This is a genomic window from Rhizobiales bacterium NRL2 (genome assembly GCA_001664005.1).
Lineage (GTDB): Bacteria > Pseudomonadota > Alphaproteobacteria > Minwuiales > Minwuiaceae > Minwuia.
The window spans coordinates 1,773,790-1,786,061 of record CP016093.1 but is presented as its reverse complement, the minus strand read 5'-3'; the positions used below and the strand labels follow the sequence as shown (position 1 = coordinate 1,786,061).

Here is a 12,272-nt window from a genome sequence, read left to right as displayed (position 1 = left end):
GACATCCATGACTTGCCGGCGCTACTGCTTCTCCGCGCCGTCCTTGATGTAGCCGCGGCGGATCTGATCGAGCTCGATACTCTCGAACAGCGCCTTGAAATTGCCTTCGCCGAACCCCTCGTTGCCCTTGCGCTGGATGAGTTCGAAGAAGATCGGGCCGATCACCGTCTGGGTGAAGATCTGCAGCAGCAGACCGCCGCCCTGGTCCGGGCCGCCGTCGACCAGGATCGAGTTCCGCTTCAGCCGCGCCAGATCCTCGCCATGATCGGGCACGCGGGCGTCGACGCCCTCGTAATAGGTCTCGGGCGTTTCCTGGAAGGGCATGCCGAGTTTCCTGAGGTGTTCGACGGTCGCGTAGATGTCGTCGGTTCCCAGCGCCACGTGCTGGATGCCCTCGCCGCGGTACTGTTCCAGATATTCGTGGATCTGGGACTTGTCGTCGGAACTCTCGTTGATCGGGATGCGGATCTTGCCGCAGGGGCTGGTCATGGCCTTGGATTTCAGCCCCGTCACCTTGCCCTCGATGTCGAAGAAACGGACCTCGCGGAAATTGAACAGCCGCTCGTAGAAGTCCGCCCATTCGGCCATCCGGCCGCGGTGCACGTTGTGGGTCAGGTGATCGATATAGGTCAGCCCCGCGCCCTTCGGCTTGTGCCCGGCGCCGGGAATGGGCTCGAAATCCACCTCGTAGATCGACCCCTTTTCGCCATAGCGGTCGACAAGATAGATCAGGCTGTCGCCGATGCCCTTGATGGCGGGAATAGAAAGCTCCATCGGCCCGACCTTCGTCTCGACGCCCCAGGCGCCGTTGTCGAGGGCGCGGCGATAGGCCTTGGCCGCGTCCTTCACGCGGAAGGCGATGGCGCAGGCGCTGGGGCCATGCAGGCGCGAGAAGGAGCGCGGGAAGCCCGTCTCCTCGGCGTTCAGGATCAGGTTGATGTCGCCCTGGCGGTACAGGGTCACGTTCTTGGAACGGTGGCGGCCGACGGCAGTGAAGCCCAGCTTCTCGAACAGATCGCCCAGCGGTCCCGGCTCGGGCGCGGTGAATTCGATGAACTCGAAGCCGTCGGTGCCCATCGGGTTGTCCCAGAGATCAGGCATGGGGGAGATCCTTCCCAGGCTGGAGTTTTTCCTTGCCCCGATAATAGTTTCAATTGAAACTATTATCAAGATGAATGAACCGACTCTCGACCTGCCCGCCTTCCTCCCCTACCAGCTTTCGGTCGCCGCGAACCGCGTGAGCAACCGCCTCGCCCGCATCTATGCCGACCGTTTCGACCTGACCATTCCCGAATGGCGGGTCATGGCGGTGCTCGGCCGTTTCCCCGGTCTATCGGCAGTCGAGGTGGCCGAGCGCACGGCGATGGACAAGGTGCGTGTCAGCCGCGCCGTCTCGCGGCTGTTGAACGCCGGGCGGCTGGAGCGGCGAACCGACCCGGAGGACCGGCGGCGGACGGAACTGAGGCTTTCGGAGGCAGGCCGGGCGATCTACGCGGAAATCGTGCCGCTGGCGCGGCGGTTCGAGCGCAGCGTGATGGCGGAGCTGGCGCCGGAGGAACTGGCGGCGCTACGCCGCGCCCTTCAGAAACTGCTCGCGGACGGCTGAGCGCCCTCAGCGCTCCATCCGGCAGGCGCGGGCCTCGATGGCGGCGCTGGCGGAGATGACGAATTCCATCGCGATGAGAAATCTGACGGGCTGGCCGTCCTGGTCGACCAGCGGCGCGACGGTCGCCTCGATCGCCTCGTAGACGGCGTTGTTGCCGAAATTGGGGATGCGGGTCTCAAGACAATCGCACGTGTCCCCGGCGCGCCGCAGGAAGGCCACCAGATCGCGATAGCGTCCGCCCTCGCTGTCGCCGTCGAATGTCCGGCGCATGGCGATGTGACCGAGGCAGCGTTCGGCCGACGTGCCGATCAGCCGAAAACGGAAGTATCTCCCGCCTTCGAGGCTCTCCAACAGGGCAAGATCGGGCAACAGCCCGCGGATCTCACCGGGATCGATATCCTGGCGTTTCGGCAGCGCCCCTTCGCGCTGTTTCGAAAGCCAGTAGGCCCGCAGCATGGCGCCCACTCCGGATGACATTGTCCCACTCCCTATCTGGATTTCCAGATGGAAGCTGTCTCGCAACGGGCGAGCCAGAGCGGGCCGGATTCACGCCACGGTCATGATTTTTGCAATTTCGGTTCAGTTTTCCAGCTTTGCGAGCCAGTCGTGCACGCGCCGGCGGTTGACCCCGAAATCGCGGTATCCAAGGCGCGAACGGCTGTAGACCGCGATGGTCGACCGGCCCTCGGGCATTTCGATGGCCAGGACATCGACACGGTCGGGAAAGCGGAAGACCTTGGATTTCTGGACGAACACCATCTGCCCCCGCCGGCGTTCGTCCTCCAGCACCCGCACCCGCGGCTCCGCCAGCGCCACCGTGCGGAAGCGGTTGATCAGCATGTCGGCGGGCATGTCGAAGCTCGGCGCGCGCTCATGCGGTGTCGCATTCTGACACAGACCATCCGGCGCCAGGAGGAACTGGTTCGGCTTCCGGTTGAGTTCGAAGGTCGCGAAATCGATCACGATTCGTGCTGCCCTCTCAAAAGGTGAATCGGATATCAACCATATCGCGCAGCCGCTCCACCAGTTCGTGCGCGGCCTCGGGCTCCATGGGTTCCTGCTCGCCGACACCCCAGATCGGGCCGGGCCAGGCGGCGTCGCCTTTCAGCCGTCCGATGACATGGACGTGCATCTGCGGCACCTGGTTGCCCAGCGTGGCGACGTTGGTCTTGTCAGCCCCGATCAGCTCCCGGACTGCGCGCGCGGCCTCGGCCGCCTCCTCGATCAGCGCCGCCCGGTCCGCCTTCGACAAGTCGAACAGCTCCACCGCGCCCTCGCGGCGCGGGATCAGCAGCAGCCATGGCCAGCGGCCGTCGTCGACCAGCCGCACATGGCACAGCGGCCAGTCGCCGACCGCCAGGCTCATGTCGGCCAGCCGGGGATCGATCCGGAATCCGGCGGCCATCTACTTGCGCGCCAGCGCGATTTCGGCCGTCGCGGCCTTGCGCATCAGGGAGATGTCGTTGGCGATGGTGCAGAGCCGGAATCCCTGTTCGAAGCAACGCTTCGCGTGGTCGCCGCCGGCGGTGTGGATGCAGGGCACGACGCCGGCGTCGGCGGCCGTGCGGCGGACATGCTCGATCGCCTCCAGCACTTCCCTTTCGGTCGGATCCGGCACCGGCGGATGGCCGATGCCGAGCGCCAGGTCGGATGGGCCGATGTAGATGGCGTCCAGACCTTCGACCGAAACGATCTCGGCGATGTTGTCGAGTGCGGTCTTGGTCTCGATCATGGCGAAGGCGATGACCGTGTCATTGGCGTTCTTCGCGTAGTCCGGGCCCATGTAGAGGGGCCCGCGCACACTGGCGAAGGAACGGAAGCCGTGCGGCGGATAGCGCATGGCCTGCACCAGATGCTCGGCCTCCGCGGCGGTGTTGACCATCGGGCAGATCAGGCCCAGCGCGCCGGCGTCGAGCACCTTCATGATCCAGACCGGGTCGTTCCAGGGGATGCGCGCCAGCGGCGTCGCCGGCTGTACCGAGATGGCCTGCAGGATCGGCAGGGCCTGGTCGAAGTCGATCATGCCGTGCTGCAGGTCCACGCCCACCGAATCGAAATCCAGCGAGGCCATGATCTCGGCCGAATAGCTGCTGGAACTGGCCAGCCAGCCGTTCACGACATTGCCTCCCGCGTTCCAGATCTCGCGGACCCTGTTGGTTCTCATGTTTCGCTTCCCTTCCCTCGGATCGGATTCGGTGCGGGCACCCGCAGGCGCTCCGCCCATTCGGTTAGCCGCGGCATGATGTCGGGATAGAGCTCGACGCCCCGCTTTTCCTGCTCGCGTTTCAGTTTCAGCGCCCGTTCGCCCGGCAGGCGCACCGCCGGCGCGCCCTTCGGCCGGCCCGCCGCCCGGCACGCCTCGGCCAGGAAGCCCGTCTCGGCGGCGAAGGACTCCAGACCGCCGAAGGCCTCCGGGTCGATCATCATGACCATGACGGAGGCGCCGTGCTGGCCGGGCTTCTCGCGCCGCCCGAAGCCGGCAAGGCCGGACGTCATCGCCTCCACCATCAGGCCCAGGCCGAATCCCTTGTGGCCGCTGTCCAGCCCGCCCAGCGGCAGCAGCGCGCCGCCATCGCCGAAGACGGCCGGATCGTCGCTCGCCTCGCCGTCCCGGTCGACCAGCCATTTGCCGGCCAGCTTCTCGCCATCGGCGCCCGCGCGTCCGGTCAGGCCCATGGTGGTGATCGAGGCCGATATGTCGATCAGCACCGGATCGCCCGGCGTCGGGATGCCGACGCCGATGGGGTTGGGGGTGTAGACGGGCTCCGTGGCGCCATGGGGCGCGACACCCCGATTGGCCGGGTCGGAGGAGAACAGCAGCATCATGAAGCCGCGCGCCGTCGCCACGGGCAGGAAGCTGGCCAGGCAGGCGATGTGGCCGGAACGCCGGATGGAGAGCGCGCAGAGGCCGTACTCCCGCGCCCGCGCCATCGCCGTGTCCATGGCGTGCCGGACCAGCCAGACGCCGGAGAGGTAATTGCCGTCCCACAGCACCGCCGGGCCGGTGTCGGAGAGCACCTTCGGCTCGCCCGTGCGCGGCATCTCGCGTCTGGCCAGCGCCTCGAGATATTGCGGCGCCAGGTTCAGGCCGTGGGTGTCGTGGCCCATCAGATCGGCGTCGACGAGCATCTCGGCCACGACCCCGGCGCGGTCGGCGGGCATGCCGGCCTTGCGGAACAGGTCGGCGGCGAAGCGTTTGAGCCGGGCGGCGTCGTAGCGTTCGCTCATCGCCGCCCGTCCCCTCAGAGTACCTGGTGGACGCTGTAGCGCGGCCCCTTGGCGCGCGCCTCGCCCATGCCGACGGCGACGATGTTGTTCATCCAGTAATAGCGCTCGTCGCCGGTCTCGAAGCTCGGTGCGATGCGCATGTAGTATTCTGACGGGTCCACCTTCTCGCCCGCATCGAGGCGTTTCAGCACCTCGCGGGGTCCGTGGCGGAAGCCGTGATACTTCATCAGGATCAGCGCGCCGTCATCGCTCTCGATCGTGATCCGGACGTCGAGAACGGACACCCCGCCCTTGCGGACGACGATCCAGTCGCCCGACGCCCCGGTCAGCACCGTGCCCTTCAGCCGTGGCCCTTCCACCGTGCCGCCGCCGACGTCGGCGATCAGCCGGTAGCCGTTGAAGGTCTGACCGATCAGCGTCAGCCCGGCGACGTCGATGGAGAGATCGAACAGGTGCTCGAACTGCAGTTCGCCCATGCCCGCCTCCTCAGAGAATCTTGTGAATCTGGTACACGGGCCCGCCCGGCGTGCGGTGCCCGGTGCCGATGTAGATGTTGTGGTTCAGGAAATCGTACTTCTCCGCCGCCGTCTCGAAGCGGGGCGCGATGCGGAAATAGTAGAGCGAGGGGTCGACCTCCTCGCCCGCGGCCAGACGCTCCATCACCTCCTTCGGACCGTGGCGGCGGCCGCCATAGGTCATGTAGATCAGGCAGTCGTCGTCGGTCTTCAGCGTCACCCGCACATCGAGATGGGTCGAGCCGTCATCGGTGAACAGCAGCCAGTCGCCGCCGGGGCTGGGCAGCGCCTCGCCCTTCATCGCCGGTCCCTCGAATCGCCCGCCGGTCACCGTCGCGATGCGCCGTCCGCCGAAGGGCCCTCGGCCCAGATCGCGGATCTGCGGTACGTCGAACCGTACGGTGAACAGCGGTTCCGTCTTGATTTCGGACATTTTTCTGCCCCCTCCCCGCTTGTGTGCCGCCATTATAGGGACCGATCAGCGACGGGAAACAGGGGAGTGCCGACCGATGATCAAGATCACCTTCTGCCTGCGCCGCAAGCCGGGCATGAGCCTGGAGGAATTCCACGACTACTGGCTGAACCGGCACGGCCCGCTGGTGCGGAAACACCAGAAGGCGCTGCGCATGGTCCGCTACGTCCAGGTGCACACGATCCGGACGAAACTGTCGGCCGGCATGCAGGGCGCGCGCAAGGCGCCCGAGGGTTTCGACGGCGTGGCCGAGCTCTGGTGGGAATCGGTCGAGGAACTGGAAAAGTCCCTCGACGATCCGGCTGCGCGCGAGGCCGGCCGGATCCTGCTGGAGGACGAGGCGAAGTTCATCGACCTGCCCAACTCGCCGCTCTGGTTCGGCGAGGAGCACGTGGTGGTTGGCGATTGAATCCAGATTGAGGCCCCGGGACTTGATCCCGGGGCCCAGTCCGGCCGGGCCACCGCGTCGATCGGCCGGCCTTTTGTTTCCGCGTCACTGTCCGTCTGGATCCCGGGGTCGAGCCCCGGGAAGAACGGAAGGGCAGCGACGGGAGAAGCGAGCCGGCCCATCCAGCCCTCGCGCGCCAACCTGAAACTACCGCACGTTGACGATCACCTTGCCGGTGGCCTTGCGCGCGGCCAGCGCCTTCAGCGCGTCCGGCGACTTCTCCAGCGGGAAGCGCATGGAGACATGGGGGTTGAGCTTGCCCTGGGCGCACCAGTTGAGCAGCGTGTCGAACTGCTCGCGGCAGCGGTCGGGATAGCGCTCGGTCCACGCGCCCCAGAAGACGCCGACGATCTGGCACTGCTTCAGCAGCACCAGATTGGCCTTGGCCTCCGGAATGCGGCCCGAGGCGAAACCGATGACCAGCAGCCGCCCGTCCCAGTTGATGCAGCGGAGCGATTCGTCGAAGGCGTCGCCGCCGACGGGATCATAGATGACGTCCGCGCCCTTGCCGCCGGTCAGTTCCTTCACCGTGTCGCGGATCGACTGCTTCGAATAGTTGAAGACGTGGTCGGCGCCGTATTTCCTGACGATGTCCATCTTCTCGTCCGAACCGACCGTGCCGATGACGGTCGCGCCCATCAGCTTGCCGAGTTCGACCGCGTTGAGGCCGACGCCACCCGAGGCGCCATGGACCAGCAGCACCTCGCCGGGCTTCAGCTGCCCCCGATCCTTCAGCGCATGATAGGTGGTGCCATAGGTGACCGGAAAGCCGGCCGCCTGCTCGAAGCTCACGCCGTCGGGCAGCTTGAAGGTCTTCTTGGCCGGGGCCGAGACCTTCTCGGCGAAACCGCCGTCGCCGCAGGCCGCCATGACCCGGTCGCCCACCGCCACGTCGGTCACGCCCTGGCCGATCTCGGCCACCACGCCGCCGACTTCCATGCCGGGCGAGAAGGGAAAGTCCGGCTTGAACTGGTACTTGCCGCCGATCAGCAGGATGTCGGGGAAATTCACCCCGCAGGCGTGCACGTCGATCACCACTTCGCCCGGTCCGGCTTTCGGGTCCGCCGTCTCCTCGAACACCAGGTCGTCCGGCCCGCCCCAGGCCTTGCACAGCATTGCTTTCACGATCTCTCTCCCCTTCGCGTGAACCGCGCTTCGATAGCGCGCGGCCCGTGGCCGGTCAAACCTCGCTCGCCTCGGCGACGCGGCCGGTGACCAGACCGTCCCAGTTGCGGATGTCGGGCCGGCAATGGCGACGCAGCGCCGCTTCCGCCTGGCCATCCAGCAGTCCGAGTTCGGCCAACACGTTCCAGATCGCCGCCGCCGACGCGCGCGGCGCGCCGTCCTCAGCCTTCAGCACGGCGCCGAGACGCTTTTCCGGCATGTAGATGAAGTAGACGCCCTCGGCCCCGGTCTTGCTGAACACCCGGCCGGCAAAGGCGCGGATCAGATCGGTGTCGACGCGGCCGGTGCCGCCGACCATCTCCGGCGCCGCGGCCATCGCCGCCTGAAGCCGCCGGCAGGCGGCGGCGCGGACATCGCCCAGCCGCGCCGGATCGGCTTCGGCGAAGCGCGCCGCGGCGACCGCCATGACCCCCAGCGGCAGCGCCGGATTGGGCGCCGAACAGCCGTCGATCCCCACCGGGGCGCCGGAAAGGTCCATGCCCGTCATGGCGCTCACGGTGTCGAAGACGCGGCGCTGCACCGGATGCGCACGATCGGCATAGCCCTCGAGCGACTCCCCCATGTGAAGCGCGGTAGCCAGCATGCCCGCATGCTTGCCGGAACAGTTGTTGTGAACCCGCCCCGGCTGGCCGCCGTCGCGGATCATCCGCGCCATGTCGGCCTCCCGCCTGGGCCATTGCGGGCCGCAGGCCAGCGCCGACGGATCGAGGCCCATCCGCGCGAGCCAGGCGCCGACGGCGTCCGCGTGCATGTCCTCGCCCTCGTGGGATGCGCAGGCGAGCGCCAGTTCGACCGGCGAACACTCGAAACGATCGGCGGCGCCTGTCTCCACGAAGGACAGCGCCTGCATCGCCTTCAGCGAGGAGCGGGGGAAGGCGACCAGACCGGCCTCGCCGTGAACGGAGACCAGGTCGCCGTCCGGCCCCGCCACGACCGCATGCACGCGGTGCCGGCTCTCGACGGCGCCGCCGCGGGTGGCGACGATCTCGATCGGGCCGCTGCTTGTCATTCCGCTACTCCGGGTCCATAGGTCTGGGGCGGCATATATGGAGCAAGAATTCGTGCGTGGCTATTTCGGTATCGGCGTCTGGCGGTTTTCCAAGCCGATGAACGCGGGCAACCTTTTCCGCACGGCGCATGCCTTCGGCGCCAGCTTCGTGTTCACCATCCAGGCGGATTACGACGTCCGCCGCGCCCGTTCCGACACCTCCGTCGCGCCCCGTAACATCCCCTGGTACGACTACGAAAGCCCGGAGGCCTTCCAGACGCCGAAGGGCTGCCGGCTGATCGGCATCGAACTGACTGACGAGGCCATCGACCTGCCGCGTTTCCATCACCCGGTCTCGGCGGCCTATATCCTGGGGCCGGAGCGCGGCTCACTGACCGAGCCGCTGCTGTCGCGCTGCGACCATGTGGTGCGCATCCCGACCAAGTTCTGCGTCAACGTCGCAACCGCGGGCGCCATCGTCATGTACGACCGCGCCCTGGTCCACGGCCAGTTCGGTCAGCGCGCCCTGACCAACGCCAGCGCCCCGCCCGAGCGCGAAGCCCATGTCCATGGCGGTCCGGTGCAACGGCCAAGACGGGCAGAACGCTGAGACCGTTGCGAGGCTACAAGTATTGACGCCGGGCCTGCGGCTCTGACCCAATCGGCGATCCAACCCGCGCCGAGGAGAGAGCCATGGACGTCGCCGCCGCCGCCAGCTATCGCCGCAGCGACTGCCCGCCGGGCGAACGCCGGACCCGGGAGGAACTCGCCGCGCTGTTCCGGGTGCTGCACGACCACGGCATGACCGATATCGCAAACCAGGTCGTCGGCGCGCGCATCGAGGGCGCCGCGGACGAGTACCTGCTGCACCCTTACGGCCTGTTCTACGACGAGGTCACCGCTTCCTCGCTGGTCCGCGTCGACACGGAAGGCCAGCCGATCGACCCGGACACGCCGCGTCTCAACGACGGCGGCCAGAACCTGGCGAAGTGGATCTTCGGGGCGCGGCCGGACGCGAACTATTTCGTCCACGGCCACTGCGAGGAGGTCATGGCGGTCGGCTCGACGCGGGAGGGGCTGATGGCCTTCTCCCAGCCCGCCGTTTACCTGATGCACCTGGTCGGCTATATCGACTACGAATTTTCCGAGGACGATGAATTCGGCGAGAAGTTCGAGGACCACATCGCCCGCCACGACATCCTGATCAGCCGCAATCACGGCTATTACACGCTGGGGAAGACCCCGGCCGAGGCTTTCTTCCGCGCCTATTATCTGCGCCAGGCGTGCAGCGTGCAGATCCGCACGCTCTCCATGGGCCTGACGCCCCACGTCATCGGGCCCCAGGAAATGGCGCGTTTCCAGGACGCCATGTACGGCTCCGACGACTACGCCTATGACGGCTCGGTCGAGTGGCCCGGCATGCGGCGCCGGCTGGAGCGCAACCACGCCGGCTACCGCAACTGAACGGGCCGTCCGGCCAGGCCGTCCCCGGGATTCCTTCGGGACTCAGCCGATGCGGAAGACGCCGTAGATCACGCCGATCTTGTCGGCGAAGTCCTCATGCAGCGCGAGATAGGGAAGCGGCCTGGTGACCTCGATCTTCGCCCACTGCCCTTCCCGCTCCAGCGCCTCCATCAGCCCCGGATAGCCGCGCGGCTCGAAGAAGTCCTCGCGGCAGGTGAAGACCACGACGCCGCCCGGCCGGACCACGCGGGTCCATTCGCGGAACAGCGGCTCGGCCTCGACATAGGACAGCACGCCAACGCAGAGCACGCCATCGAAGCTGTTGCCCCCGAACGGCAGCGCCTTGTTCAGATCGACTTCCTGCGTCGTGTCATAGACGTTCTTGGCCGCCGCCAGTTCCAGGCTGTGAGTGGAGACGTCGACGCCGGTCAGCGATCCCTTCGCGCCCGCTGCGCGCAGCGCCTGACCGGTCATGCCCGTGCCGCAGCCGCAGTCGAGAATGCGCGCGCTGGCGAAGTCCTCGAGTTCCGCCGCCAGAAAGCCGGCCGCGCGTTCGGGCGCCTCGTAGCCCCACTCGCGGAGCTGGCGGTCGTAGTCGTCCGCCAGCGCATCATAGTGCTCGGCGTTCTCCGGCCCCTTCATCGAAACGGCCCCGTCGCCGCGGATCACCTTGTCGCTGGACATGTCCTGCCTCCCCTTCACACGAAAGGGACAAGCCTAGCGATCCAGGCCCGTTTGTCGAACCAGGGGGCCCTCAGGCGGCGTTGCGGGCCAGCGCGCCTTCGATCAGGTCGACGCTTTCCTCGATGCCGTAGAGCGCCACGAAGCTGCCGAAACGCGGCCCCTGGGACTGGCCGAACAGGACCTCGTAGAGGGCGCGGAACCAGTCGCGCAGGTTCTCGAAGCCATGATCCTTGCCGACCTCGTAGACCTCGTTCTGGATCTCCTCGCCTGTGAGGCCGGGCGTCATGTTGCGAAGCCGGCCGGCAAGGTCGGCCATCGCCGCCCGCTCCTGATCGGTCGGGTCGCGATAGGCCTTCTCCGGCTTCACGAAATCCCGGAAATAGGCCAGCGCATAGCCGACGAGCCGGTCCAGCGTCGGATTGCTCTCCGGCGTGGCGTCGGGCGCGTAGCGGGTGATGAAGCCCCACAGCACCGACTTGTCCTCGGTGTTGCAGACGCTGGCGAGGTTCAGCAGCATCCCGTAGCTGACCGGCATGTCGTGGGCCGGCACCTCCTCGTTGCCGTGGATGTGCCAGGCCGGGTTCTGCAGGCGTTTCGCGGCGTCTTCCTCGGCGTATTTCGCGCAGAAGGCCAGGTACTCGTCGACGGCCTTGGGAATGACGTCGAAATAGAGCCGCTTCGCCCGGCGGGGCTGCTGGAACATGAACAGCGCCAGGCTCTCCGGGCTGGCGTAGGTCAGCCAGTCCTCGATCGAAAGACCGTTGCCCCTGGTCTTGGAGATCTTCTCGCCGTTCTGGTCCAGGAACAGCTCGTAGGTGAAACCCTGGGGCGGCTGGCCGCCCAGGATGCGGCAGATCTGACCGGACAGGCGGACCGAATCGATCAGGTCCTTGCCCGACATTTCATAGTCCACGCCGAGGGCGACCCAGCGCATGGCCCAGTCGGCCTTCCACTGCATCTTCACCCGGCCGCCGGTGACCGGCGTCTCGATCTTCTTTCCGTCCTCGCGCTGGTAGACGATCGTGCCCGCATCCACGTCGCGCGCGATCACGGGCGCCATCAGCACGCGGCCCGTCTCCGGACAGACCGGCAGGAACGGGCTGTAGGTCGCGCGCCGTTCCGGGCCCAGCGTCGGCAGGATGACGTTCACGACCTTGTCGTAGTGAACCAGGAACAGCTTGAGGACCTCGTCGAACTCGCCGGCGCGGTAGCAATCGGTGGCCGAGCGGAATTCGTAGTCGAAGCCGAAGCGGTCGAGGAAGGCGCGCAGCCGGGCATTGTTGTGGCGGCCGAAGCTGTCATGGGTGCCGAAGGGGTCCGGCACCTCGGTCAGCGGCTTGCCCAGATGCGGCTCCAGCAGTTCCGGGTTCGGGATGTTGCCCGGCACCTTGCGCAGGCCGTCCATGTCGTCGGAGAAGGCGATCAGACGGGTCGGCACGTCGGGCGCGAGGATCTCGAAGGCGCGGCGCACCATGGTGGTCCGCGCCACTTCGCCGAAGGTGCCGATGTGCGGCAGACCCGACGGCCCGTAGCCGGTCTCGAACAGCACATGGCCCTTGTCGTTCTTCACCGTGTCGAGCCGTTTCAGCAGGTCGCGCGCCTCCTTGAACGGCCAGGCGTTCGATTCCAGGGCGAGGTCGCGCAGTTCGGACATGGTCAAACTTCTCTGTACAGGCGGAAAA

General features: G+C 67.0%; 16 protein-coding genes. 4 read left to right on the top strand and 12 right to left on the bottom strand.

Annotated elements, in window-relative coordinates:
* Positions 1 to 21: 21 nt before the first annotated feature.
* Complete coding sequence (locus TEF_08325; GenBank protein ANK80805.1) at positions 22 to 1,101, bottom strand: 4-hydroxyphenylpyruvate dioxygenase; 1,080 nt, start codon at positions 1,099 to 1,101, stop codon at positions 22 to 24.
* A gap of 70 nt (positions 1,102 to 1,171) precedes the next feature.
* Here TEF_08325 and TEF_08320 point away from each other — a divergent pair, with 70 nt between their 5' ends.
* Positions 1,172 to 1,606, top strand: a complete 435-nt coding sequence (locus TEF_08320) for a MarR family transcriptional regulator (protein ID ANK80804.1) — start codon at positions 1,172 to 1,174, stop codon at positions 1,604 to 1,606.
* A 6-nt stretch (positions 1,607 to 1,612) separates the two neighbouring features.
* Here the strand turns inward: TEF_08320 and TEF_08315 are convergent, their stop codons facing one another.
* The 7 genes from TEF_08315 to TEF_08285 all read right to left on the bottom strand — a co-directional run bounded on the left by TEF_08315 (position 1,613) and on the right by TEF_08285 (position 5,782).
* Positions 1,613 to 2,071 carry a hypothetical protein gene (locus TEF_08315; GenBank protein ANK80803.1) on the bottom strand — a complete coding sequence of 153 codons (459 nt, stop codon included), beginning with the start codon at positions 2,069 to 2,071 and terminating at the stop codon, positions 1,613 to 1,615.
* A gap of 114 nt (positions 2,072 to 2,185) precedes the next feature.
* Positions 2,186 to 2,569 carry a hypothetical protein gene (locus TEF_08310; protein ID ANK80802.1) on the bottom strand — a complete coding sequence of 128 codons (384 nt, stop codon included), beginning with the start codon at positions 2,567 to 2,569 and terminating at the stop codon, positions 2,186 to 2,188.
* Between the two features lie 16 nt (positions 2,570 to 2,585).
* The gene (locus TEF_08305; GenBank protein ID ANK80801.1) at positions 2,586 to 3,011 is read right to left on the bottom strand and encodes a hypothetical protein; all 426 of its coding nucleotides are present in this window, start codon (positions 3,009 to 3,011) and stop codon (positions 2,586 to 2,588) included.
* Positions 3,012 to 3,770, bottom strand: coding sequence for a 2,4-dihydroxyhept-2-ene-1,7-dioic acid aldolase (locus TEF_08300; protein ANK80800.1), 759 nt, complete (start codon positions 3,768 to 3,770; stop codon positions 3,012 to 3,014).
* Entirely contained in the window at positions 3,767 to 4,834 is a 1,068-nt protein-coding gene (locus tag TEF_08295; protein ID ANK80799.1) for a hypothetical protein, read from the bottom strand. The genes TEF_08300 and TEF_08295 overlap by 4 nt, the downstream gene beginning before the upstream one ends.
* A 14-nt stretch (positions 4,835 to 4,848) precedes the next feature.
* Entirely contained in the window at positions 4,849 to 5,310 is a 462-nt protein-coding gene (locus TEF_08290; GenBank protein ANK80798.1) for a hypothetical protein, read from the bottom strand.
* Positions 5,311 to 5,320: 10 nt separating this feature from the next.
* A complete protein-coding gene (locus TEF_08285; protein ANK80797.1) occupies positions 5,321 to 5,782 on the bottom strand; it encodes a hypothetical protein in 462 nt (153 codons plus the stop codon).
* A 76-nt stretch (positions 5,783 to 5,858) separates the two neighbouring features.
* Here TEF_08285 and TEF_08280 point away from each other — a divergent pair, with 76 nt between their 5' ends.
* Complete coding sequence (locus tag TEF_08280) at positions 5,859 to 6,230, top strand: ethyl tert-butyl ether degradation protein EthD (GenBank protein ANK80796.1); 372 nt, start codon at positions 5,859 to 5,861, stop codon at positions 6,228 to 6,230.
* 186 nt (positions 6,231 to 6,416) lie between these two features.
* Here TEF_08280 and TEF_08275 read toward each other — a convergent pair whose 3' ends face one another.
* Both TEF_08275 and TEF_08270 read right to left on the bottom strand, forming a co-directional pair.
* Positions 6,417 to 7,394 carry an NADPH:quinone oxidoreductase gene (locus TEF_08275; protein ANK80795.1) on the bottom strand — a complete coding sequence of 326 codons (978 nt, stop codon included), beginning with the start codon at positions 7,392 to 7,394 and terminating at the stop codon, positions 6,417 to 6,419.
* Between the two features lie 55 nt (positions 7,395 to 7,449).
* A complete protein-coding gene (locus TEF_08270) occupies positions 7,450 to 8,463 on the bottom strand; it encodes a hypothetical protein (GenBank protein ANK80794.1) in 1,014 nt (337 codons plus the stop codon).
* A 52-nt stretch (positions 8,464 to 8,515) separates the two neighbouring features.
* Between TEF_08270 and TEF_08265 the strand changes: the two genes are divergently transcribed.
* Positions 8,516 to 9,052 (top strand): rRNA methyltransferase, encoded by a 537-nt coding sequence (locus TEF_08265; protein ID ANK83358.1) that lies wholly within the window; start codon positions 8,516 to 8,518, stop codon positions 9,050 to 9,052.
* An 83-nt stretch (positions 9,053 to 9,135) separates the two neighbouring features.
* Positions 9,136 to 9,906, top strand: coding sequence for a hypothetical protein (locus TEF_08260; GenBank protein ID ANK80793.1), 771 nt, complete (start codon positions 9,136 to 9,138; stop codon positions 9,904 to 9,906).
* Positions 9,907 to 9,948: 42 nt separating this feature from the next.
* On the opposite strand, the gene TEF_08255 is transcribed toward TEF_08260, so the two are convergent.
* Both TEF_08255 and TEF_08250 read right to left on the bottom strand, forming a co-directional pair.
* Positions 9,949 to 10,590 (bottom strand): hypothetical protein, encoded by a 642-nt coding sequence (locus TEF_08255; protein ID ANK80792.1) that lies wholly within the window; start codon positions 10,588 to 10,590, stop codon positions 9,949 to 9,951.
* Positions 10,591 to 10,660: 70 nt separating this feature from the next.
* On the bottom strand, positions 10,661 to 12,244 hold the full coding sequence (locus TEF_08250; GenBank protein ANK80791.1) for a lysine--tRNA ligase: 1,584 nt from the start codon (positions 12,242 to 12,244) through the stop codon (positions 10,661 to 10,663).
* Positions 12,245 to 12,272 lie beyond the last annotated feature (28 nt).